Annotated in this window: 20 protein-coding genes; 6 read left to right on the top strand and 14 right to left on the bottom strand. The window is 67.1% G+C overall.

Annotation, left to right across the window (positions count from 1 at the left end):
* Window positions 1-2: 2 nt before the first annotated feature.
* The 8 genes from GBA63_RS03095 to GBA63_RS03060 form a co-directional block, all read right to left on the bottom strand.
* Window positions 3-632 carry a tyrosine-protein kinase family protein gene (locus GBA63_RS03095; RefSeq protein ID WP_166173390.1) on the bottom strand — a complete coding sequence of 210 codons (630 nt, stop codon included), beginning with the start codon at window positions 630-632 and terminating at the stop codon, window positions 3-5.
* Between the two features lie 2 nt (window positions 633-634).
* Window positions 635-1,369: a hypothetical protein gene (locus GBA63_RS03090; protein ID WP_166173388.1), complete on the bottom strand. Its 735-nt coding sequence runs from the start codon at window positions 1,367-1,369 to the stop codon at window positions 635-637.
* Window positions 1,356-2,135 carry a tetratricopeptide repeat protein gene (locus GBA63_RS03085; RefSeq protein WP_166173386.1) on the bottom strand — a complete coding sequence of 260 codons (780 nt, stop codon included), beginning with the start codon at window positions 2,133-2,135 and terminating at the stop codon, window positions 1,356-1,358. Before GBA63_RS03085 ends, GBA63_RS03090 begins: the two co-directional genes overlap by 14 nt.
* Before the next feature lie 165 nt (window positions 2,136-2,300).
* Window positions 2,301-2,810, bottom strand: a complete 510-nt coding sequence (locus GBA63_RS03080) for an LPXTG cell wall anchor domain-containing protein (protein ID WP_228282280.1) — start codon at window positions 2,808-2,810, stop codon at window positions 2,301-2,303.
* Window positions 2,811-2,991: 181 nt separating this feature from the next.
* Window positions 2,992-3,543: a CAP domain-containing protein gene (locus GBA63_RS03075; RefSeq protein WP_166173384.1), complete on the bottom strand. Its 552-nt coding sequence runs from the start codon at window positions 3,541-3,543 to the stop codon at window positions 2,992-2,994.
* Window positions 3,544-3,634: 91 nt separating this feature from the next.
* Entirely contained in the window at window positions 3,635-4,603 is a 969-nt protein-coding gene (locus tag GBA63_RS03070; protein WP_166173382.1) for a serine hydrolase, read from the bottom strand.
* Between the two features lie 156 nt (window positions 4,604-4,759).
* The gene (locus GBA63_RS03065; RefSeq protein ID WP_166173380.1) at window positions 4,760-5,497 is read right to left on the bottom strand and encodes a hypothetical protein; all 738 of its coding nucleotides are present in this window, start codon (window positions 5,495-5,497) and stop codon (window positions 4,760-4,762) included.
* Between the two features lie 150 nt (window positions 5,498-5,647).
* Window positions 5,648-6,175, bottom strand: a complete 528-nt coding sequence (locus tag GBA63_RS03060) for a hypothetical protein (protein ID WP_166173378.1) — start codon at window positions 6,173-6,175, stop codon at window positions 5,648-5,650.
* A 114-nt stretch (window positions 6,176-6,289) separates the two neighbouring features.
* Between GBA63_RS03060 and GBA63_RS03055 the strand changes: the two genes are divergently transcribed.
* Together GBA63_RS03055 and GBA63_RS03050 are read left to right on the top strand one after the other, a co-directional pair.
* Window positions 6,290-7,654: a M20/M25/M40 family metallo-hydrolase gene (locus tag GBA63_RS03055; protein WP_166173376.1), complete on the top strand. Its 1,365-nt coding sequence runs from the start codon at window positions 6,290-6,292 to the stop codon at window positions 7,652-7,654.
* Window positions 7,651-8,238: a hypothetical protein gene (locus GBA63_RS03050; protein ID WP_166173374.1), complete on the top strand. Its 588-nt coding sequence runs from the start codon at window positions 7,651-7,653 to the stop codon at window positions 8,236-8,238. Before GBA63_RS03055 ends, GBA63_RS03050 begins: the two co-directional genes overlap by 4 nt.
* A gap of 221 nt (window positions 8,239-8,459) precedes the next feature.
* Here the strand turns inward: GBA63_RS03050 and GBA63_RS03045 are convergent, their stop codons facing one another.
* Window positions 8,460-9,476 (bottom strand): hypothetical protein, encoded by a 1,017-nt coding sequence (locus GBA63_RS03045; RefSeq protein WP_166173372.1) that lies wholly within the window; start codon window positions 9,474-9,476, stop codon window positions 8,460-8,462.
* A gap of 269 nt (window positions 9,477-9,745) precedes the next feature.
* Here GBA63_RS03045 and GBA63_RS03040 point away from each other — a divergent pair, with 269 nt between their 5' ends.
* The 4 genes from GBA63_RS03040 (at window position 9,746) to GBA63_RS03025 (ending at window position 17,061) form a co-directional block, all read left to right on the top strand.
* Complete coding sequence (locus GBA63_RS03040) at window positions 9,746-10,891, top strand: hypothetical protein (protein ID WP_166173370.1); 1,146 nt, start codon at window positions 9,746-9,748, stop codon at window positions 10,889-10,891.
* Window positions 10,892-12,937 (top strand): ATP-binding protein, encoded by a 2,046-nt coding sequence (locus GBA63_RS03035; protein ID WP_166173368.1) that lies wholly within the window; start codon window positions 10,892-10,894, stop codon window positions 12,935-12,937. It begins immediately after the preceding gene.
* 81 nt (window positions 12,938-13,018) lie between these two features.
* Window positions 13,019-14,176, top strand: a complete 1,158-nt coding sequence (locus GBA63_RS03030; protein ID WP_166179764.1) for a metallophosphoesterase family protein — start codon at window positions 13,019-13,021, stop codon at window positions 14,174-14,176.
* Window positions 14,173-17,061: an AAA family ATPase gene (locus GBA63_RS03025; RefSeq protein ID WP_166173366.1), complete on the top strand. Its 2,889-nt coding sequence runs from the start codon at window positions 14,173-14,175 to the stop codon at window positions 17,059-17,061. The genes GBA63_RS03030 and GBA63_RS03025 overlap by 4 nt, the downstream gene beginning before the upstream one ends.
* A gap of 55 nt (window positions 17,062-17,116) precedes the next feature.
* Here the strand turns inward: GBA63_RS03025 and GBA63_RS03020 are convergent, their stop codons facing one another.
* The 5 genes from GBA63_RS03020 to rlmN form a co-directional block, all read right to left on the bottom strand.
* The gene (locus tag GBA63_RS03020; protein ID WP_166173364.1) at window positions 17,117-18,019 is read right to left on the bottom strand and encodes a S1 family peptidase; all 903 of its coding nucleotides are present in this window, start codon (window positions 18,017-18,019) and stop codon (window positions 17,117-17,119) included.
* Window positions 18,020-18,289: 270 nt separating this feature from the next.
* A complete protein-coding gene (locus GBA63_RS03015) occupies window positions 18,290-19,168 on the bottom strand; it encodes a S1 family peptidase (protein ID WP_228282448.1) in 879 nt (292 codons plus the stop codon).
* Window positions 19,169-19,382: 214 nt separating this feature from the next.
* The gene (locus GBA63_RS03010; protein WP_166173360.1) at window positions 19,383-20,870 is read right to left on the bottom strand and encodes a PH domain-containing protein; all 1,488 of its coding nucleotides are present in this window, start codon (window positions 20,868-20,870) and stop codon (window positions 19,383-19,385) included.
* A complete protein-coding gene (locus GBA63_RS03005) occupies window positions 20,860-21,339 on the bottom strand; it encodes a PH domain-containing protein (RefSeq protein WP_166173358.1) in 480 nt (159 codons plus the stop codon). Before GBA63_RS03005 ends, GBA63_RS03010 begins: the two co-directional genes overlap by 11 nt.
* Complete coding sequence (gene rlmN, locus GBA63_RS03000) at window positions 21,336-22,367, bottom strand: 23S rRNA (adenine(2503)-C(2))-methyltransferase RlmN (protein WP_166173356.1); 1,032 nt, start codon at window positions 22,365-22,367, stop codon at window positions 21,336-21,338. The genes GBA63_RS03005 and rlmN overlap by 4 nt, the downstream gene beginning before the upstream one ends.
* Between the last annotated feature and the right edge of the window lie 121 nt (window positions 22,368-22,488).

Raw genomic sequence — 22,488 nt, 5'->3', positions numbered from 1 at the left:
CACTAGCATCCGTTCAGCACCACCCCTAGCAGGTTCGTTCCCGCCTCCAGGAGGTCGTCGGTCGTCTCGCGGGCCAGGCTCTTGGGCGTCCGGGAGGCGTGCACGACGAGTAGCACCCCGTCGAAGCCGCCCGAGAGGTTCGGGGACGAAAGCACCCCGCCGGCGACCGGACCGTCTATGAGGACCAGATCCCTACCCCCTTCGAGCGAGCGCACGGTCTCGACGAGCCTCTCGTGTTCGAGGCGGGAGGCGGGGTCGGGGGGCAGCAGACCGGTCGGCACGACGAGGAGGCCCGGCGCCACCTCGTGGCCGTATTGTTCGAGGGGCTTGTCTCCTTCGAGACCGCTGGTGAGGCCCACGAAGTTGGGCTCGCCGAGCACCCTGTGGAGCTGGGGGTCCTCGAGGTTGCAGTCCACGACGGCGGCCCGCCGCCCCATGCCGGCCACGGCCCCCGCGAGGCCGACGCAGACGCTGGTGCGCCCCGCACCTGGCTCCGAGCTCGTCACGACGACGCTGTGGATCTCCTCCAGGGAGAGCAGCCTTGCGGCCAGGTCCTCGTAATGGGGCCTGACCGGCGAGCCGGGGTCTAGAAGCGACCGCACGACGCTTCCGCTGACGGCTTCCAGGCTCATCCTCAACCCTCGTTCTCGGTCGGGGAGTAGTCCGGTATGGCCCCGAGGACTGGGGCCCTGAGGGTCACCTCGGCGTCGCGGACGTCCCGCCAGCCGCCGGACCTCCCCTCCAACGAGAGCGCGGCGCCCCCCCCGAGCAGGAGCCCCACCCCGGCCGCGACGGCAGCGTAGAGCAGTGCCGGCGGGCCGGAGTCTTCGGACGGCACGGCCCGGCGCATCACCGCCGCCTCCGCGACGCCGGTCCCCGCGGAGAGCTGTTCGTCACCGAGGCGCCCGGCCTCCGAAGCGAACATCTCCGCGTAGGCGTTGGCGACCCTGGCCGCTTCTTCGGGCTCGCGTCCGGAGAACGAGACCCTCATCTCCATGCCGCCGCTCCCCAGCACGGAGACGCCAGGGTCGAGGCGATCACTGAACTCCCCCGCCGTGCCGCGCCAGGCGGCTTCTTCCTTTACGCCCTCGGAGAAACTCCCCGGAGAGGTGGCGGCCGAGAACACCTCCTGGGCGAAGGCCTGCTGCGCGCCCTCGTCGTCCGGCGCCTCCCTGGGCGCGAAGCCGACCACGGCCTCCGCCGTGTACGCCGGCTCCCTGAAAAGCCCGAGGAGCAGGGCGATCCCGGCCAGAACCAGCACCGCGCCGACCACCAGCAACCGCCGGCCCTTCAGGACGTGCAAGACCTCGGCGAGCGAGGTGGCGTCCCTGCGACCGTCCTGCCAGCCTTGCCGGTCAGTAGATGTCACTGTTCACCACCTGCTCGCGGTAGGCGTCAGGGTCGGAGTCTAGAAGCTGCAGCAGCGACGGGGCCTGCTCGGAGGGGCTGTTGGAGAGGATCCTACGCGCCCCCGACTCGCGGCCAGCCACCACCATCGCGTCGGCAACGGCGAGATCCATCCCGCGTATAAATTCCTCGCGCTGCCTCGCGAGCGGCCCTTCGAGGTCCTCCAGGCCCGAACGCGCCTGGCGCCTGGCGCTCTTTATGTCTTTCAAGCCCTCCTCGGCCTCGCCGGTGCGGACCTCGATCCTCCCGAGGTTGTAGAGCGCGTCGTAGGGAATCCGGTCCTCCCTCTCAAGCTTCAGGTACTCTTCTTTCGCCTCCCGAAGCTTGCCCTGAACGACCAGGGTCTGGGCCATGTAGGTGCTGGCGGTCGTCGCCTTGGGGTTGAGCTCCAGCACGTCCCTGTAGCTCTCCACCGCGGCATCCCGATCCTCCATGGCGAGCTGCAGGTTTCCGAGGAGCAGGTACGGGAGGTAATTGTTCGGGTCGCGCTCTATGGCCTCCCGCAGCGCCGCCGCCGCCTCCTCGTACTTCTGCTGCTGCTGCAAAGCGCGGGCCTGCGCCTCCAGGGCGTCGGTCTCGAAGGGGTCGAGCCGAAGCGCCAGCCTCGAGGCCTCCAGGGCGCCCCGCGGGTCACCGGCCGCCGCCAGACGCTGCTGCTCCGTCGTATAGTAGTCGGCCGCGCACAGGGCCAGGGCCATCAAAGCCAAAACCCCAACCAAAAACCCCACGGAGACTCTAAAGATAGTACCGCTCATGCAAGATCACCGCGCATGAGCATATCCACTCCCCCCCGCGAATACAAGGAAAGGCAGAAGCGCCCGCGACAAACCCGGGCACGAAAAAGACGGGCCCCCGAAGGGGCCCGTCCTGTGATGCTGCGTTCGGTTAGTTAGTTACCGAACGATCCTGCGGGCCAGAAGGCCACCGGCGACCAGAAGGGCGCCAGCACCGAGCGCGAGCAGCGAAGCGCCACCCGTCTCGGGGAGCTCGCCCTCAGCGGCGGCGGAGGCGGAACCCTCGGCAGCGGCGGAAGCCGAACCCTCGTCGGCAGCGGCGGAAGCCGAGCCCTCGTCGGCGGCAGCGGAGCCGTCAACGTTGATGTCGCCACCAGCAACGGCGCCGACCTCACCGAGGCACGCGTTGACCTGCTGCTGGGTGATGCCGAGCTCCTGGGCGATGCCAGCAACCGCGGCGCTCTCGTCGTCGGCAGCCGCAACCGCGTCGCCGTACTGACCCTGGTTAACGGTCAGCTCCTGAACCTGCGAGCAGTCCACGTACTGGACGTCGCCGCCCGTAGCGGTGCCCTCGTCGACGGCAACCGCGTCCTGGGCGAGAGCCGGGGCCGCAGCCGCCAGCACCATGGCGAGCATGGCCGCCAAAAGCATTACCTTCCTCAACTTCATTACCTCCTGTTCGACAATTACCTACGCCGAGCATTTTCATACCCGAGAACCCTAATGTCAACACCATTCCGCATATTTTTTCCCAATTTCTTAAAATTACTTAACAATACGCGGAACAGTTACGGGACCGAATGACCGGGGCCCCGTCTGTAGCGCGCGGGGGCTCCAGCGGACCTGATGCTCAGAGACGGGTTCCGAAGTCGGCCGTGTACATCGTCGTGTTCCGCATCCCCTTATAGGTGCCGGTGTAGGCGCCGATGCCGATCTCGCGGTACTTGCCGTTGAGGATGTTGCGCCTGTGGCCGGTGCTCTTCATCCAGGAGCGCATGATGCTCTGCGGTTCGCCGTAGGAGCCGGAACCGTACGCGATGTTCTCGCCGCAGTAGCGGAAGCGGTATCCGGCGTTCTTGACGCGGTCGCACGCTTGCCGGCTGGTGCCCTTGGTGGTGTGGGAGAAGTAGTCGCGCTGGATCATGTCCTTCGAGTGCGCCCTGGCTACCTTCTGCAATGTCGGGTGGACGCAGAACTGCCTCAGGTTGTGGCTCTTGCGCTGCTGGTTGTGGAGATAAAAGCTCTGTCTCTCGTCGGCGCTCAAGAAGATCTTGCCCCCTCCGCACTTGCCCACGTACCCACCCGTGGCCGCTTCGGCCTCGGGAGGGGCCGTTACGACGGCGGCGGCCGCAAACGCCGTCGCGACGAAGACGGAACCAAACAAAACGCTCAGGTACCTCACGAAAAAATCCCCCCTGCTCTTCGTTACAGTGGGTACATCTTAGCCGATCACCCGCCCAGCACCAGTGCGAGGTGACACAGGGCCGCCTCTCTTACTGCCTGGCTTCCACGAAAGTTTTGTAAGAGGCGAGAGACATCTCCTGCATGGCGGCCCGGGCGGTGCCCTCGCCGGTCTCGTCCACCATGACCACTATGAAGTAGGCATCCTCCGGTCTGCTGGAGCCTTTCGGGAAGACGAGGCCGGCGTCGCCGAAGGTCGCGCCGTAGGAGCCGATCTTGTGCGAGACCTCGGCGCCTTTGGGGAGGGGTTGGGGCAGGCGGTCCTCGAAGTCCGTGTTCTTCATGAGGTCTAGCATCTCGGCGGAGAGCTCGGGGCTGGTGTAAGAGGGGTCCGCTATCTTCTCCAGCATTATGAGGATCTCGTTCGGGGTCGTGGTGTTCGGGATCCAGTACTCCGTGGTGCTGGCGCCCACGCGCTGGAGCTCGGATCGGATGTAGTCCCGGCCAAGGTAGCGGTCGAGCATCTTCCAGGCCGTGTTGTCGCTCTCTTTTATGAGGAACGCCGCGCACTCGCGCAACGTCAGGGTGTAGCCGATCGGCTTCGTGTACAGGGAGCCCGTCCCGTAGGCCTGAACGTCGGAGGCCTGCATGGAGATCTCGTCGTCGAGATCGACGGTTCCGGCAGCCGCGGACCGGTAGAGCGTCATGAGCACCGGAAGCTTGTTTAGGCTCGCGGCCAGAAAACGCCCGTCGGGGTCCATCGAGACCGTCTGGCCGGTGGACGGGTCGGAGACGACGACCCCATACCTGCCGGGGTAGGCGTCGGCTATCCTCTTCAGCTTCTGGTGCAGGTCTCCTTTCTCCGCGCCGGAGATCCCGGCCCGCGCAATGGGCTGGGCCCCGGCCCGGGCGCCGGGAGGCGCCCCCTCATCGTCCGCGTCCGGCGGTTGGAGGCGGGGTTCGGCGGTGGGCGTCTGGGCGCGGGTGACGGGGTCCTCGGTGGCGGAGGCCAGGAAGAAGAGTAGCCCGGCCAGAAGCACGAAGACGGGAAGGACCAACAAGAGGCGCCGTCTGAAGGTCCGCTGGCGGGTCTTGCGCAGTTGCCTGCGGCGTTGCCTGCGCTCGCGGCGGGACAGCCCCGTCTCCTCGGGCGTATCCGGTCTGGGTGATGGCGCGTAGATTGCTGTCCCCCCGTATCCGGCGCACGTGCGCCGGGGCTACTTGTTTATCGACCGGATAAAGGTAACTATAAAGATGGCCGAGATCAACATGAGGCCGCCCGCGGCGATCAGGCCCAAAGAGACGAAGAAGATGGTGCCCGCCCCGGCCTGGTCCCAGGTCTGCGTGGCCCACACGAAGGCGAAGAGGGAGGCGAAGAAGGTTAGCAGGATCAGGATCATGCCCCCGGGCAAATCCCTTATCTGGATCGCCGTCTTCTCGACGGTGTACGCGAGCTTCCCCCTGGTCGGGTAGCCCGACTCCCGCACGCTCTCCGCGGCCCGCCGGAACTCGCCCTCGCCCGCCAACCCTATGACGCGCGAGAGGTAGTAGGCCTCGGCGGGGGGCTTGCCCATCCTCAGTAACTCCAGGTAGTTGCGCCGGTAGAGCTCGACGGCGCCCGAGTGGGGCGAGGCGAGCTGTTTCAGGAAGGCGTGGGTGTCGAGGCGGGTGGCGTAGCGCCGGGCCTCGTGCTGGGCGGCGCGGGCCTCGCGGCTCCCGGAGCGGCCCGAGATCTCCGCCACCTCCAGGAAGAACATCTCGCGGGAAAATTCCAGGGCGCTCTGGCGTTCGCGGCGGCGGGAGGAGATCTCGGTCCGAATACCGCGCGAACGGTACTCCTCTCGCCGGAGCGCGTAGACCTGCTCCTGGTAGAAGTCCCGCTCCTGCAAGGAGCCGGCCGAGTCGCGCAGCCTGTAGGCCTCTTCGAGCGTCTCCGGTATCCTGCGCTCTTCCATAAAACGTGTTTACCCTAAGCTCTCGATCTCACGCTCCGAAACCCCTTCCGGGCCCTGAATAATAACACGCGGGTATCCCCCCACGACACTGGAAAGAGCTTGTCGGCCGGTCGGCACTTCAGCCGGTCAGCTTGTTGCCCTCGCGACGCCTCAGCGGCCTTCTTCGAGCTCCCGGTCACTTTCGCCTTTCCAGAGACCGTAGAAGATGCCGCCACCGCGCACCCGCACGTCGAGGTGGCCCTTGGCCGCGAGTTCTTTGAGCATGTTGTCGGCCTCCTCGACCGTCAGCGAAGTCTCCATCGCGGCCCGGGTCGGCGAGATCTCCTCGTGCTCGCGCAGCACGGAGAGCAACTCTCGCTCCTTGCTGCCGCCGGGGATTTCCTTGCGCCCTTCGCTGTCGGAGAGCCCCGCGATGCCCCTCAACAACAGGCTGAAGCCTGGGAAGACCGTCCATCCAAAAACGAAGACGAGCCACCAGAAGTTAGTGAACAAGAACAACACCGAGGCAGCGCCAAGCAACACGGGGATCAGGACAGCAAGCGAGGTGATGACCTGCGCCCTCGGGCTCATGCCCTCGACGTCCACACCGATGCCGTCCCAGAACTCGTCCGCGTCCGAGCTTCGGCGGGCGTGCCGCGTCCGCCTCTTCTCGAGTTCGCGATCCGGCCTCTGCTCCAAGGGCAACCTCCGGCCTCAATATAACAGCGGGTCCCGCGGGAGACTACGCCCAACCCGGATGGCGCAAGCCCGTCCAGATGCTAACCTGCCACTGAGTCGAACGGAGGATTTTAGATGGAGACAGAGAGACGGATAGAGGGGTCGAAGGACGCCCTGCTCGAAGAACTAAAAGAGTTCTTGAGGATGCCCTCGATCTCGGCCCGCCCGGAAGATGACGGCGGCTTCCGGGCCTGCGCGGAATGGGTTGCGGACAAACTGCGGGACGCGGGCGCCGAGGCCCGCATCATGGAGACCGAAGGCCAGCCGGTCGTCTACGCCGAGATAGGGGAAGGGAGCCGGACCCTCCTCTCCTACGGCCACTACGACGTGCAGCCGCCGGAGCCGCTGGACCTCTGGGAGAGCGACCCGTTCGGGCCGACGGTCAGGGACGGCTCCCTCTACGCCAGGGGCGTCGCGGACGACAAGGGCGACGTGCTGGCGCGCATCCAGGCGCTGCGCCTATATATACAGGAGCACGGCCCGCTCCCCTTCAAGCTCAAGTTCCTGATCGAGGGCGAGGAGGAGGTGGGCAGCCCGAACCTGGCCGCGTTCGTCCGGGCGAACGCGGACCTCCTCTCGGCCGACGCCTGCCTGTGGGAGGGCGCCATGAAAGACGAGGCCGGGCGCCCCAGCATCGAGTGCGGCACGAAGGGGATGGCCTACGTCGAGCTCCGCGCCCGCGGCGCCTCCCACGACCTGCACAGCATGTACGGCGGCGTGGCGCCCAACCCGGTGTGGCGGCTCGTGCAGGCGCTGAGGACCATCAAGGACGAGAACGGGGAGATCACGCTCGACGGCTTCGAGGATCTAATAGAGCCTCCCTCCGACGAAGAGCTCGAAGCCATACGGAAGATCCCCTTCGACGACGCCGCCCTGAGAAAACTCTGGGGCGTCGAAGCCCTCGACCGAAACCTCACCGGCGAGGCGGCCCTTCGGGAGTATCTCCTGCGTCCCACGGCGAACATCGCAGGAATCCTGGGCGGCTACACGGGTCCCGGGTCGAAGACGATAGTCCCGTCCGAGGCGTTCGTGAAGATGGACTTCCGGCTCGTGGTGGGCCAGAGCCCGGGTCCGGTGCTCGAGCTCCTGCGCGCCCACCTGGACCGGCGCGGCTTCGGGGACGTCGAAGTAGTAGACCTGCACGGGGTGGAGGCGGCCAAGACGCCCGTCGGCTCGCCCGTCGTGCAAACGGCCGTCGGGGCCTGGGAGGATCTCGGGCGCGACGACGCCGTGGTCTTCCCCACCATCGGCGGCAGCGGGCCGACCTCGCTCTTCGCCACGGAGCTGGGTATACCGACCATCATGACCGGCAACGTCGCGAACGCGGAGAGCCGCATCCACTCCCCCAACGAGTCGGTCCGCCTCGCCGACTACTTCGAGGCCGTCGGCTACTTCGCCCGCTTCTTCGAGCGCTTCGGCCGCGAAGGGTACCCGTCTTGACGGAGGAGAGGAGGGGCCTGGATCTCCCGGAGAACGTCCGAAAGAGCCTCGCCTCCGCCGTGCTCGAACGGGGGGCGCAGGCGAGGATGGTCTCGACGCGGGGTCGCGAGTCGATGAGGCCGCCCAAGGGTCACGTGGTCACGGCGGCGTCGTGGAGGGAGATCGAGGGGATCAGGGGCCCCGCCCGCATCGTGCGCCAACTCGAGTTCTACAAGACGTTCTACGGCCCCGTCGTGCGCCTCGCCTTCACCGTCTACCCGATGGACGGCGAACCCTTCTCGGCGGCGACGCTCCTGAACGTGAGCCAGGTCTCGGGCGACGCGGCCCTCTCGGGCCTCGGGCGGCAGAGGGAGGTCTTCTTCCACTTCTACTACGAGGAAGAAGGCGACCTCGCCTACGCGTTCTCCAAGGAGATCCCAAACGGGGAGAGGCAACGCGACGAGGCCAAGAAGATCCTCAAGATGGCCCGCGACGCCTACGCCGAAACACCAGAACAGCGCCGCAGCTTCCGCTCGGCCGTCGGCCTCGCCGAGAGGCAGTTCGAGTCGGTCGTCTCCGAACCCGAGGACCGGGAAGACCTCTAGTACTGGGCAACGTATTCTTGTATGGGTTGCGACGACCCGGGTCAGGCGCCCGCGTGTCCGGCACGAGAACCGGATGCAGCCTCCTCCGGCTAGCGGGTAAAGCGTCGAAGAGGGTGAAGCCGCCACCCCGGGCGGACCTCTCGCGCCGTCTCTATCTGGTCAAGGGGAGGGGGCCAGACCGTCGTCTGGCCCCCGACCGCGCGGAACGTCGGGATGGCCTTCTAGGAGAGACGGACCACGTAGAACATGCCCCCGCTGTCCTTGTCCGACAGGAACCCGTTCGGGCTCGTCGTGATGCCCTCGAGCGGCTCGCCGCTCTTGCGAACGGCCTGACGCGCCTGGAAGGGGGCGAAGTGCACGCGCACCCCGCCGAGGGCCTCGAAGGCCGCCCCGGTCCACTGGTTGGTGGCCTCTGTGACCATGTACGAATAGCCGAGCGCCAGGTAGCGCTCCGCGCTCGCGGCCACTAGCTCGAAGGCGTCTTCTGTCGGGAGATCGTCGGAGCGGGCAACCAGAAGGTGGTGACCAACCCTACCCCCGCCGTATGCCTCCCGGAAAGCCGGGTACCGTTCGGAGAGGGCCGTCAGTGCCTCGGCGTCCTGGGCGCCCAGCGCGGCGTAGACAGGCTCCCAGACCGCCACGACGGTGTCGAGAAACGGATCGTCCTGCCGGAACGGCGGCTCCACGTCGAAGGGCGGCATCGTCTCGTTGAACGCGCCGCCGATGACGCGTCCCTCCCCGTCCACGACGGCGACGGATTGCGCCAGTACCTCCTCGTTGATCTCGATGGCGTCCCGCGGGCTGGTGGGGTCCGTCAGGGCGAAGAGACGTATTATCCAGTACAGATGCGTCTCCGCGTCCCACGAACCGAACGGGTCGGTGCCGAACGGATCGGTGTGGAGCGTCTCCATGAGTCCCGCGGGCGGGTTCTTCGGGGGTTGGAGGTGGCGGGCCTGCGGTTCCCGGCGGGCGAACGAGGCTGCCACCACCCGCGCCATCTGCAAGAGCTGGTCTTGCGTCAGGTCCGCCGCGACGACCGTGGAGTATCTGCTGCCGCGGTGGGGCCGGGCCCGCGCGAAATCAGCGGCCGGCAGGGAAGCCGGCAGGGGCTGTAACCCGTGCCGGTCGGCGTCGCCGGCTCCCGGATAGGCGCTGTAGGGCAAGGGCCGCAGTTCGTTTGAGGACGCCCTCCCAGGATGTTCGGGGGACCCGATAACGGACGTGGCTCTCTGTGCCATGGTTTTCTCCTTTCGCTGGACGGATCTCCTTACACCACGACTGTAACGGCGACGGGGAGAGGGCGAACCGGCCAGAGGACCCAAATCTATGCGGGACTTTGGTCGCACGGACGCCCTACAAAGCGGGGGCCTGGTGGTTCCCGCTCGACGGAGGAAACCGAAGCGGTGACGGCGGCGGGGCGGTTCGGTACGTCGGTGTATGAACCTGATAACGAGGCTCAGGGTTAGGCGGTTAGTCTTCGGCTGGCGTCGCGCGTATACTTCCGGCCATGCTGGCGGGGAGCGCTTCTAAAGATTTCGTTACGAAGATAAGCCAGGCATTGGACGACGCCGGGCGAAAGGGCATCCATGTAACCGCGGGTGCCGGGACCGTTCACCTGGAGGGCCAGCAGTTCGCCCACCGTCCGGTCGAGGACGAGGAAGACGGGGCACCGCCGGGGCGTCCTTTCCACCTGGAGGAGCCACCGGGGCCGCGGGACATCGGCCGGTCCGACGGCACCTCGCGGCTCTGTTACTTTCTCGACGGTGTCCAGAGCTCAAGGGAGATCGGGCGCATAGAGATGTCGCCCGTGATCGTTGCAACGGTGGCCGCCGCTATCGTCAACCGCTGCGACAGGCGGTTCTCCCGGATGCCGCTCGAGGACCCGCCGACGGTCGTGCAGGCCGTGATCCTGCCCCGCAGCGCCGGCGACGAGAAGGTCGGGGCGTTCTGGGACCTGCTCATCGGGGCCGGCTTCTCCGAGTTCGGGGTCGAGGACGTCCCCTCTTCCCCGCACCTGGTCGTAGACTCGGCGGCGTACGTGCCCGGCGCGGACCCCTCGGACTACGTCGGGATGCGCGAGATGGCCCGCTCGCGGGTGCGCACGCTCAGGGAGCGGCTGGAGGGCGAGATGCTGCGCCGGTGGGAGCTCGACGATAGGACGCTCGCGGATTCGGAGGCCTGGATCGCGGTGGACGGCCAGCTCAGGGATATCAGGGAGTCCAACCGGCGCGCCGTCGGCCTCATAAAGAGCGTCGCCCGCCCCGAGTTCGTCGGCAGGGACGTCGCGATGCTGCTCGACCTGGAGCCAGGCATGAGGACGACGAGCTTCGTCCCAGACTGGCAGCTCCGGCGAGACCTCAGCGAGCGGCGCACCTCCTGGTACTTGAGAATGTGGCCGCCCCAGCAGGGCGCCGACGCGTTGGGTTCGTTGATGAGGATCGAGGCGCCCAGGGACACGAAGCCCGAGACCGTGGACGAGATCAGCCGCTGGGTCATCGCCGAGCGGGCGCCGCTGGCGAAGCCGGACCCGAGGTGGCCCGCCATGATCTACCCGATCCACTACGTCGAGAAGATCCTGAAGCCCCTGGTACAGAGCTCGGAGCGGTCCTACTCGAAACTCGAACGCCAACTCGCACTCAACGGAGGGAGCTAGATGCTTCACGACCATTTCCTGGATAAAGAACTCGGCCCCATAGGCCGCGTCGTGACGAGCGAGGACAGCCCCGCAACCGCCCACGAGTTCTTCTTCTGGACCGCAGAGACCGAAGCCGCCCAGAACCTGGACATCGGCCACATCGTAGCCGCCGAAGCTGAAGACGCGACCGCCGTCGCCGTCCTGGACGATCCGAGAAGATACTCGGACCTCCAGTCTTTCCTGGACGACTTCTACGCCTACGACGGAGATCCGGCCCTCGAAGCCCTCTCCGAGCGCGTCGAGATACTGGTCTTCAAAGCCCGCGTCCTCGCCACCAAGCACCGCCACGAGAAGAAGAAGTCAAAGCGACCCGTCCGCACGGGCCCCGTCTTCTTCGCCACGAGCGCGGCCATAGAGTACGCGCTCGGCACGGACGACTTCGCGGGGCACAAAATACCGATGCTACTCCACGAGAACGGCAACGAGAAGGACGGCTCCCCCCAGCGCACCCCCCTCTTCGTCGACGGCGACTACCTCCTCGGCCCCGAAGCGGGCCACCTCAACATAACCGGCATGAGCGGCCTCTCCACCAAGACCAGCCACGCCCTCTTCACCATCGCGAGCACCTTCCAGACCGTAAAAGACAAGAAAGTCGCCGCCCTCATGTTCAACGTAAAAGGCGCCGACCTCCTCTTCCTGGACAAGCCCGTCGAAGTAGACTCCGAAAAGGACCCCGAACTCGCCGAGCGTTACAAGAAGGCGAACCAGAAGGGCCTCCCCCCCGAGGACCGCGAGATGTACGAGTCTCTGGGCCTCGAAATAAAGCCCTTCGAGAACCTCCGCATCTTCGCCCCGCTCGCCTTCGGCAAGGACGGCGGCGACGGTATGGTTCATGCCGCCGACCTCCGCACCAAGGACCTGAACACCCTGCGCAACGCCCGCGGCGAGGACACCTGCGTCCACCCCATCGTGTGGGACCTCGAAGACGTCCTCCCCCACGCCGGCCGCATCTTCGACCCGACCGACTACGACGACAAGTTCAAGGGCTTCGTCGAGTACCTCAGGTCCGTCCCCGTCCGTACCATGCGCGGCTTCCACTCGCAGCTAGATGAGGCCTTCGAGTACTTCGAGGAGAGCGACAGCTCCTACTGGAACGGCCACCACCAGGCCACCATAGCCAAGGTCCGCAACCGCTTCGGGGTCCTCCCGAGCAAGTGCGCGGGCCTCCTCGTCCACGGCCGGGTCGAGTACGGCGACTCCCCGCAGGTCGACGGCCCCTTCCAGGATCGGGAGATGCGCGTCGTCGACATCTCGCACCTCTCCGGCGTCCCCCAGGACCTCGTCGTTACCAAGGTCATAAACAGCGTCTGGGAGATGGCAGAGCAGGGCCGCCTCGGCGTAGACAAGCTCGTCATCTTCGTCGACGAGCTGAACAAGTACGCCCCCTCGGGCTCAAAGACCAGCAGCCTCAAAGACACCCTCGTGGACATAAGTGCCCGTGGGCGCCACCTGAACCTCACCCTCTTCGGCGCCCAGCAGTTCCGCTCCAAGGTAGACGACGAGGTCGTCGGCAACGCAGCCACAAGCCTCTACGGTCGCATAGGCGACGAAGAACTCACCAACTCCAGCTACCGCTCCTTCTCCGGCACGACCCGCGAGGAGCTCCTCCAGCTAGAAAAGGGCCGCCTCCTCCTGCGCCACGCCCACTACGCGGTCCCCGTCTTCGGCACCTTCCCGCGCCCGATGGTCCTGATGGGCAAGCAGGGCACCGACATCTTCGGCGAGCGCAAGGGCGACGCCGCAACCTCCGTCCTCGCCGTCATGCGCGGCCTCATAAAGACAGGCAAGCCCCCCGCCATCACGGCTATAAGGGGCGACATAGAAGGCGTCCCCGAAGAGCAGGTCTACGAGGCACTCGACGCCGTCCAGGCCGCCCACCGCACGGGCCACGGCGCAGCCGACCCGTACAAGAACTTCCGCTGGAACCTCACCCGCAACAACCGGCCCGCGAGGAGGCGAGAGTCGTCCCAGATCCTCTCCGGCCTGGACCGGATGCGTGATTAGCAAGAAGACGATGATGATGGTTAGCGTGTCGTAGGCGAAGTATATTCTAGGTGTGCATGCGATGAATCTAGAAAGCCTGACATCGTAAAGATCGCCCACATCTCGGACACGCATCTCGGGTACTCGCGGTACGCGCGGCTCGATCCCGAGTCCAACCGCAATCAGCGGGAGGTCGACGTCCAGGAGGCCTACGGGCGAGCCGTGGATGCCATCCTGGAGCGGGACGTGGACGTCGTTATTCACTCGGGCGACGTCTTCGACTCGGTGCGGCCGGCGACGCACGTCATCATCGGCTTCCTGAAGCAGACGGCCCGCATTACGGCACGGGCCGGCATCCCCTACGTCGTGGCGGCCGGGAACCACGAGACGCCGCGGCTGCGGACGACGACGGCCGCTCTAGAGTACGCGAACCTGGTGAACGTGCATTCGGCGCACGGGTTCGATCTTGACTATTGGGTGGACGAGTTCGATGGGGTGAACGTCGGGGTCACGCTGGTGCCGCATGGGGCCGTGTTCGGGACGGGGGCGGTGATGCCGGCGCGGGACGCGGACGTGAATATCCTGGTGACGCACGGGTTGGTGCACGGGCTGGAGACGAGGCAGCACGAGATGGGCGAGGCGGACCTGCAGCCGGGCATGATCTCCGCCCCCTTCGACTACATAGCACTGGGCCACTACCACGACTTCCACAAGCATAAGGAGAACGCGTACTACTCCGGCGCCACCGAGCGCTTCGGGTTCGGCGAGGTCGATTCGAAGGCCGGCTTCGCCGTCGTCGAGTTCGACGGCAACGGTCTCGAGAGCGTGGAGCACGTCGAGATAGAGACGCGGCCCATGATCGACCTCCCCAAAATTTCCGCGAAAGAGATGGACTCGGCGGAGCTGACGGAAGAGGTTCAGAAGCGGGTCTCCGATGTTGACCTCGACGGTGCCATCGTGCGGCTGCGGGCCTACGACGTGAGGCGCGGGGTCGCGAGCGGGGTGGACAGGGAACTGTTGCGGGACCTGCAGCGGCGTTGTCTGAACTTCAGTCTGGAGATCCACCCCGAGGAGAGCCCCGAAGCGGCGGGCGAGGACGGCCCGCCTTCGGCGGTCTTCGGGCCGCTCGGCGAGGAGTTCGCCCATTTCGTCAACTCCAGGCGGGAGCGCGGCGAGCTCGAGAAGGCGTTCGCGGAGGAGTTTCTGGAGAAGGGGCGCGGTTATCTGACGCGGGCGGCGAGCGAGGAGCCGGGCGCGTGATCCTGGAACGCCTCTTTATCCAGAACTACAAGCAGCTCAGGGACCCGGTGGAGCTGTTTCCGCCGGAGGGAGCCGTCGGGGTCGTGGGAGCAAATGGCGCCGGCAAATCGACCCTCTTCGAGAGCATCCTGTGGGCTTTCTTCGGTTCGAGGGGCGGCGGGCCGCGGTTCGCCAACGAGTCTATCCCGTGGAGCGGCGGTTCCACGAAGGACCCGTCCGTGGTCGAGGTTACGCTCGCCACGGACGGCGGATCGTATATGGTGAGGCGTCAGCTCAAGGGCGGCTCAACGAGCGCGGAGGTGCGCGACGGCGATGGGCGGACCATCGTCACCGGGACTTCCGACGTGATCCGATGGGTCGAGGAGACGCTGCTCGGGATGGACCGGACGGCCTTTGAAGCGACCTTCTACGCCCGCCAGAAGGAGCTCCGCTTCTTCGCCAACGACGACGGCATCAGCCGCGTCCGCCGCATCTCCAAACTCCTGGGCATCGGCGGCGTCGAGGCGGCACAGGCCCTGCTGCGCGAGGACCGGAACGCCCTCAGGTCGGAGGCGAGGGTCCTCGAGAAACGGCTCGCCGAGGCAGACCTGGAATCTTTCCAGGCGGAGCTCAAGGAGGCCCGCGAGGCCTGCGACCGCCTGGAGGGCGAGCTGGAGAAGGTCTCGACCGAGTTGGTCTCGGCCGAAGAAGAACTCCGGTCGGCCCGCGCGGCCCGCGACGCGCTCGAGTCGTCTTACCGCGAGCACTCGCGCCTGACCGCGGACCTGCGGGCGGCCGAGGCCGAGGGGCGCCGGGCGGCGGACCGGGTCGCCGAGGGGGAGAAGGACCTTGCCGACCTCGCGGCGGCGGAGGAGGAGCTAGGTCGCCTGAAGCCCCGGACGGCCAGGTTGCCGGAGGTAACGGCGGAGCTCGAGAAGCTGGAGGAGGACCGGCGGCTGGCGGAGGAGCGGGACAGGGGGCGTCGGGAGTGCCTGCAGGGGCAGCGGCGCGTCTCGGACATCGAGGGCGAGGTCTGGGACGTTCTGGAGGGGTTGGACGGCGGGGACGGGGAGGTAGTCCCCGGCTTCGACGCCCTCTTCGAGCTTGACGGCCCGGATCTCCTGCAGCGCGCCGTCGCGGTTCTGGACGGGGCAACGGGCGAGCTCGAGAAGGCGGAGGCGCGGCACGAAGAGTTGCGCGACCTCTCCGCCCGTCACGAGGCGTACCGGGCCGCCGAGGAGGAGGTGCTGAGGGCCAGGGCCCGGCACGAGGAGGCGAAAGAAGAGGCGCGGGGGCTGCGGGAGGAGCTCGAAGACCTCTCCGGCGGCGAGGACCCGGAGAGGCGCGAGGAGGAGCTCCGCGGGGAAGAGGAGAGGCTCAAGGAGCTCGCGGCCCTCCACCGGGGCCGGGCCAACGCCCACGAGCGCGAGGCGAAGAACGTGGACAGGGCGCGGGAGGCCATAGACAGCGGGGCCGAGGACCACTGCCCCACCTGCCACAGGGGCTTCGACGGCGGGGAGCAGGAGGAGATCTCCGACACCCTCAAGCGGCAGGCCGCCTCCCTCCGTCGCCAGGCCGCCGTCGAGTCAGCGGAGGCCGAGAAGCTGACCCGCTCTGCCGAGGAGTCCGCGGAGAAGCTCCAGAGACTGCGGGCGAGGACCGACCGCTGGCGGTCCCTGCGCGAATCGCTGGTGAGGGCCGAAGACCGCGCCGCCGACCGGCTGACGACGCTCGAAGGGCTGGACAAAGAACTGGCCGAACGGCGCGAAAGCCTCGAAGGAACACGGCCCCCGACCCGGGAAGACCTGCAAGACGCCCGCGACCGCCGCGCACGCCTGCGCGGCGTGCGGGACGCTCGGCCCGCCGTGGCGGCCCTGGCCGCCGAGCACTCGCGGCTGACGGGGCGCGTCTCGGAGCTGTTGGCGAGGCTGGAAGAGCTCTCGGACCTCTCTTACGACGCCGAAGCGCACCGGGAGAAGAGCGCCGAGAAAGACCGCCTCGAACGGGCCCGCGGCCGGGTAGAAGAGCTGGAGCGGCGGCTGGAGACCCGGGCCGGCGTCGAAGAGACGCTCGAAGAAGCGCGTGGGCGCGTCGAAGAAGCCGGGAAAGCTGCGGAGAAGCTGCGCGAGGAGGTCAAAGCCCTCGGTTTCGACGAGGAGGCGTACGAAGCCGCCGCGGGGAGGGTGGCGTCGTCCGAGGAGCGCGTCTCGGGGCTCAGGGACGCGAGGGAGGGGCTCGGCGGCGACTGGAAGGACGCCGACCACCGCATAGAACGGGCGAAGACGGAGCTCAAGCGCCTCGACGACGACAGGAAGCTCGCCAACGAGAGGGCTGCGGCGGCGGCGCGCATGGACGAGATGGACGGGCTCTTCACCGAGTTCTTCCGCTCCCTGACCGCGCGGGCGAGGCCGATGCTCGAGGCGGAGGCATCGGGCCTGGTACGGGAGCTCACGGACAACCGCTACGAGAGCATGGAGTTCGACGAGAACTACCGCGTCAGGCTGCTCGACCGCTTCGACGACTCCTACGCCATCGAGCGGTTCTCGGGCGGGGAGGCCGACGTGGCGAGCCTCTCGGCGAGGGTCGCGCTCTCCAGGCTCGTCGCGGCGCGCGGGGGGAACACTCTAGGGTTCCTCGTGCTCGACGAGGTGTTCGGCAGTTTGGATGCCGGGAGGCGCAACAACGTGTTGCTTGCGGTCGAGAGACTCAAGCGGTCCTTCGGCCAAATCTTCATAATCTCCCACGTCGGCGAGGTGCAGGAATCCGCCCTGGTCGACGAGATCTGGCTCATAGAGGAAGACGAAGAGGGTAAGAGCCGGATCCGGCGCATGGACGCACCCCTGGGCGGGACGCCGGAGCCCCTGCTCGAGGCCGGGTTGCTGGGTTCGGACGGGGGACCGGAGTAGAACGAAAAAGGCCCGCGGCGAGCGCCGCGGGCCCCGGCAAGGTTCTTCGGTTCGCCTACCGGCGCATGGCCGTGGCTATGAAGTTCCGGATCACCTCCGCGTTCGTCTCGGTGTAGACGCCGGGGAAACCCTCAGTCCCGCACCCGGCGCCGAAGCTGGTTATCCCGATCTGGTAGCGTCCGGTGCTCGTCGGAACGAACATCGGGCCGCCAGAGTCGCCCTGGCAGGTGTCCTTGTTCTCCTTGCCCGCGGCGACCATGCGGGGCGTCACGTAGTTGTCCCCGTAGACGCGCTTGCCGACGCCGTCGCGGACCAGTGGCACCTTCGCCTCGCGCATCCGGTACGGGAAGTTGTCGGGCTGCTGGAAGAACGGCCCCTGCCTCTCCGTGTTGCCCCAGCCGGCGATGGTCGCCGTACGCCCGGGCTGCTCGAACGTGTTGAAGGAGACGGAGGGGATCTTGACCGGCGCGACGTTCCTGACCGGGCTGCTCAACTTGAGGACGGCGACGTCGTTCGCCTCGTTGCGCCTCGGGAAGTATTTCGGGTGGCGGAAGATCGTGGCCACCCGCCGTGTCTGTCCCTGTTTCTTGTTGAGCGCCGTGATCCCAACGGTAACCCGCAGCGGGGTGCGGGTCGTGCCCTGGACGCAGTGGGCCGCGGTGAGCACGCTGTCGCGGTCGATCAGGGTGGCGCCGCAAAACTGCTGTTGGTAGACGGAGCTACCCCGGGTCACGTCCCGCAGCGCGGCTATGAACTTGTACTTGCCGTCGGGCACCGCTGTCCCGCCCACGATTCGGGAACCGTTGGTCGTGGAATCTCCCCCACCCGTGGTTTCCTCGGCGGCGAACACGGGCACCGCGATCCCGAGGCTCAGCAACGCCGCGAACACCACCGCCAGCAGATAACGCGTGTGGTAACGCAAGGCGTTACCCGTGTCCGACCCGCCTCCGACCTTCAAACCGACCTCCTCATCGACCCTCCAACGATATGCGTGCGCCCCGAAGCGGGCGCCGAAGAAGCCCGGCCCCAGCCCGGCCACGAATAGAACGCGGAACCGTCTCCCTCTTCGCGCGGCATCTTACTACAGGAAACTCCCGTGGCGAAAGAGGAAGTTCCGGGTGGAAACCACGTCTTGACGGTCCGCTCGCGTACTCCCACGGGCTGCAAAGAGGACAAAAGCGGGGCCGGCGGAATGAACCGTCGGCCCCGAAGATCGGGCGAAGTAAGGCTAGCGGCTGGCCGCGTTGTAGATGAAGGAGCGGATCGGTCCGGAGTTGGCCTCGGCGTAGACGCCGGGGAAGCCCTGAGCCCCGCACCCGGCGCCGAAGCTGGTTATGCCGATCTGGTAACGGCCGCTGCTCGTCGAGACGAACATCGGGCCGCCGGAGTCGCCCTGGCAGGTGTCCTTGCCCTCCCTGCCCGCGGCGACCATGAGGCCCGTCGCGTAGGCCGAGCCGTAGATATCCTTGGCGACGCCGTCACGGACTATCGGCACCTTCGCCTCGCGCATCCTGTAAGGGTAGTTGCTGCCCGCGCCGCCGCTCGGGGGCTGCTTGACGGTGTTGCCCCAGCCGGCGATCGTCGCCCGGCGCCCCGGCGTTTCGAAGGTGTTGTAGGTGGTGGCGGGTATCTTGACCGGCGAGATCCCCGTGACCGGGCTGCTGAGCTTGAGGACGGCGGCATCGTAGCGGTAGCTGACCGTCGACGAGGTGTAGTTCGGGTGGCGGAAGATCGCGGCCACCGACCGCGTCTGCCCCTGCTGCTTGCTCAGGTCGGTGATCCCCACCGTAACCCGCAGCGGTGCGGCCGTGGTCCCTTCCAGGCAGTGGGCCGCGGTGAGCACGCTGTCACTGTCGATAAGGGTGGCGCCGCAGAACTGCTGTTGGTAGACCGTGCTGCCGTTCGTCACGTCGCGCAGGGCCGCTATGAACCTGTACTTGCCGTCGGGCACGGCTGTCCCGCCGACGATGTGGGGCTGGATCTCGGGCTCGCCCTCCGCGGCGAAGGCGGGCACCGAGACCCCGAGACCAATCGCCAGTGCGAGTACGACCGCGAGAAAGTAGCGCCCAAAAAGCTGTCTGTCCCCTACCGCGCCCGACTCGACCACGCTCTTCAAACCATCCCCCTCATCGCTTTCTTGCAGTATGCGTGTGCCCCCGCTCACCACCACGAGGTTCGTTGCGGATGGATTTCGGGAGCTCTTCTACTTCGCGCAGAATCTTACTACAACAATATCGAACCGGCGTAATCGGCAAGACACTTCCCGGGGAAGATCTCACCCCTGCCAGCGTCCGGAGTACCCGGGCACGCCTTCGGGGGGTTCATGCAGGACGTTCTTCCCCACTTTTCTTAATAGAGACGCGCGACGATAGTGCCTCTACCAGGCGCCTGGCATCCTCGAACCCGAGGTCCGTCACCTCCAGGGCCGAACCGCCTCCCCCCGACGCCACCTCGGTCTCGAAGGTGGCGAGCCGGACCCGGCGCTGGAAGGGGCTCTGCAAAACGCTGCGCGACTGGAGCCTGCGCCTGGGCGCCACGACCGTCACGCGGCCGAGGTTGCGGGATCTGACCACCAGACGGTCTCCTTCCAGGGCCCACCCCGCCGCCCGGAAACGCAGCCAACCGTAGACGGCGAAGGCCGGGATCAAAAGCGCCGACAAAAGACCGAAGAAGGCGTCGAAGACCAGCAGCGGAACGAGCACCCCGGCGGCGGCAAGGACCACGGCCGGGATGCAGGCCCTGAAGACGTAGCGGCGGAGGGCGCGGCGCGGAAGCGCGTTCAGGGGCGGGTCGACCGCGAACTCGGGCGCGGCTTCTCTCAGGAGCGCCTGCACCTCGTCGCGGGGCAGCAGGGGGAACATCACGGCGGAGACGCCCGCGTCCTCGCCGTAGCCGGCGCTCTCGACGCGCAGGGAGGCGAGGCCGAAAGGCTGGCGCAGGACGCCCTCGGAGACGCGGACGGCCTGGATGCGTCCTAGCGGGATCGTCGCCTCGCGCCTCTCCAGCAAACCGCGCTTGATGTACAGGAAATCCCCGTCGCGCGAGAGGGTAAAGCCGAAGTGCGCCAGCACCGTGCCGGCTATCGCCAGCAGCCAGGCGACGAGCGCGACGGCGGGGACGAGAATCAGGGCGACGACCAGGGCGTTCGGCGCGACCCTGTCTACCAGATCCCTGAAAAAAGCTTCGGAAAAGAACTCGTCGAAGACCTGGGAGCCGACGGCCAGCAGGGAGAGGGCTACTCCTATCTGTCCGCTGGTGGCGCCCGCGACGAGAAGATCCCGCACAGACAGACGCCGCAGGACTTCGGGCCCGGCCTCTTCTTCGGTATCGACGGGCTCCTTTCTCGCGCCCTCGATCTCACGCCGCAGGGCCTCCGTTGCCCCGCGGCTAAGCGCGGGGAGCGAGGCGTCCGGCTCGGTCGCGCCGCCGCCCGCCGTCTCGACGCGCACCTCGTAGACGCCGAATACCCGCTGCACTATCCCCTGAACGGTATCCACGGACTGGACGTGCTCCAGCGGAATCGTCCGCTCGCTCTTCTGGAAGACGCCCTGCCGCAGCCGGAACGCGCCGCCCACCACCCCGTAGCTCGTCGCCCTCCAGGAGAGAAAGCCCCAGACCGCCGCGAGCACGACGAGGACCACCGCGCCGAGCAGGACGAGGAAGATCGTGAGCGGGCTCAGCCCCTGGCTGAAGAGGACGATGATGCCGGGCAGGGCCGAGGCGCTCACCAGGCGCCTGACGGACTTCAGGGCGTCAATGACCATCGCCGCGGGGTGGAGATGGAGTAGCGGCTCCGCCTCAGAGCTCATCCTGCTCCCTGGTGAGGTCCGCGATGCGGTCGCGGGCCTCCGCGGCTATGGGTGTCGAGAGCTCGGGGATCTGGTTCGGCCCCGCCGCCGTGTGGAAGACGACCGTCGAGAGCCCGTAGCGCCGCTGCAGGGGGCCCTGCCGCGTGTCCACGTGCTGGATGCGGGCCAGAGGAACCAGCGTGCGGCTCACCCACCAGACCCCTCGCTGCAGGTCGACCTCGTCAGGCCGGATCTCGTACCGCCACCGCCGCCACCGGAGCCCCGGCGCCACGAAAACGGAGAAGACAGCCAGCGCGAGCACGGCAAGAACGGGAAGGATCCCCACAAGCACGGAAACCTCGACCCACCTCAGCAGGACGAAGCTCGCGAACCCGGCGCCGGCCAGGAGGGGCAACGTGTTGAGGGCGCCCGAGATCCTCCAAACGACCTTTGCCCGCGGATCCAACCTCTCCGAAGGCTCGTCTTTCAAGGGCGGGAGAGCATCGGGATGGCCGGACGGCCGCGCAGGTCCTTCGCCGCGAGCTGGCCGCAGGCCGCGTCGATGTCCTGCCCCCGGCTCGGCCGCAGCGTCGCCGAGAGGCCGAGCTCCCTCGCGTACCGCAAGAACGCCTTGGCGTCCCCCTTGCTCGTCGCCGAGAAGCCCGTGTCCGTCCAGTTAAAGCGCAAGAGGTTCAGGTGGTAGAGGGGGTGATCCAGCAGGTCCACGAGCGCCTCCACGTGCCGCGGCTGGTCGTTCACGCCGGCCAGCAGCGTGTACTCGAAGAAGAGCTTGCGGCGCGTCGTGTCGACGTAGTAGCGGGCCGCGTCCATGAGCTCCGGGATGGAGTGGCGGGAGGCGACGGGCATGATCTCGGCCCGCTCGTCCCCAAACGGCGTGTGCAGCGAGATCGCCAGATGGAACTGCTCGGGCTCGTCGGCGAAGCGCCGGATCTTGTCTACCAGCCCACTCGTCGAGACGGCGATGTGCCTTGCGGCGAGGTTGAACCCTTCTCCATCGTTCAGCACCCTCAAGGCCTTCACCGTCTCCCCGTAGTTCAGCATCGGCTCGCCCATCCCCATGACTACGACGTTCGAGACCCTCTCAGGGGCGATGTCGCGGGCGGCGACGAGGACCTGCTCGGCGATCTCCCGCGCCTTCAAGTTCCGCTTGATGCCCATGAGCCCCGTAGCGCAAAACTTGCAGGCCATCGGACACCCAACCTGCGTCGAGATGCAGACCGTGTGCCGACCTTTTTCCGGGATCATGACCGTCTCTATCGCATGCCCGTCGTGCGTGTAGAAGAGGTACTTCCTGGTACCGTCGGTCGCCATCGAAGCGTTCCGAAGGTCGAGCACCGCCGCCGGAGCAGCCTCGTTCAAAGCTTCTCGCAACCCCTTAGGCAGGCTGGTCGCCTCTTCCCAGTCCCGCACCAGGGAGACCGTCAGGGCTGCGTAGGCCTGCCCCAACCGGTAACGCGGCTCCCCGCGCTCCTCGAGCGTCTTCTTTACTTCCGGCAAAAACTCGGCAACTCTCATGCGCAGATGTTAGCACGCAAGCTCCTCCCTTCGGGCAGCTTGTCAGCCCGATGCGGGCTGAGAGCGGAAGCCGAAGGCTGGAGCGTGCTGAAAGGCGCGAAGC

Origin of the sequence: Rubrobacter tropicus, from assembly GCF_011492945.1 — a bacterium.
GTDB classification, from domain to species: Bacteria; Actinomycetota; Rubrobacteria; order Rubrobacterales; family Rubrobacteraceae; genus Rubrobacter_D; species Rubrobacter_D tropicus.
Note: the sequence above shows the minus strand (reverse complement) of the source record. Positions and strands in the feature narration are given on the sequence as shown.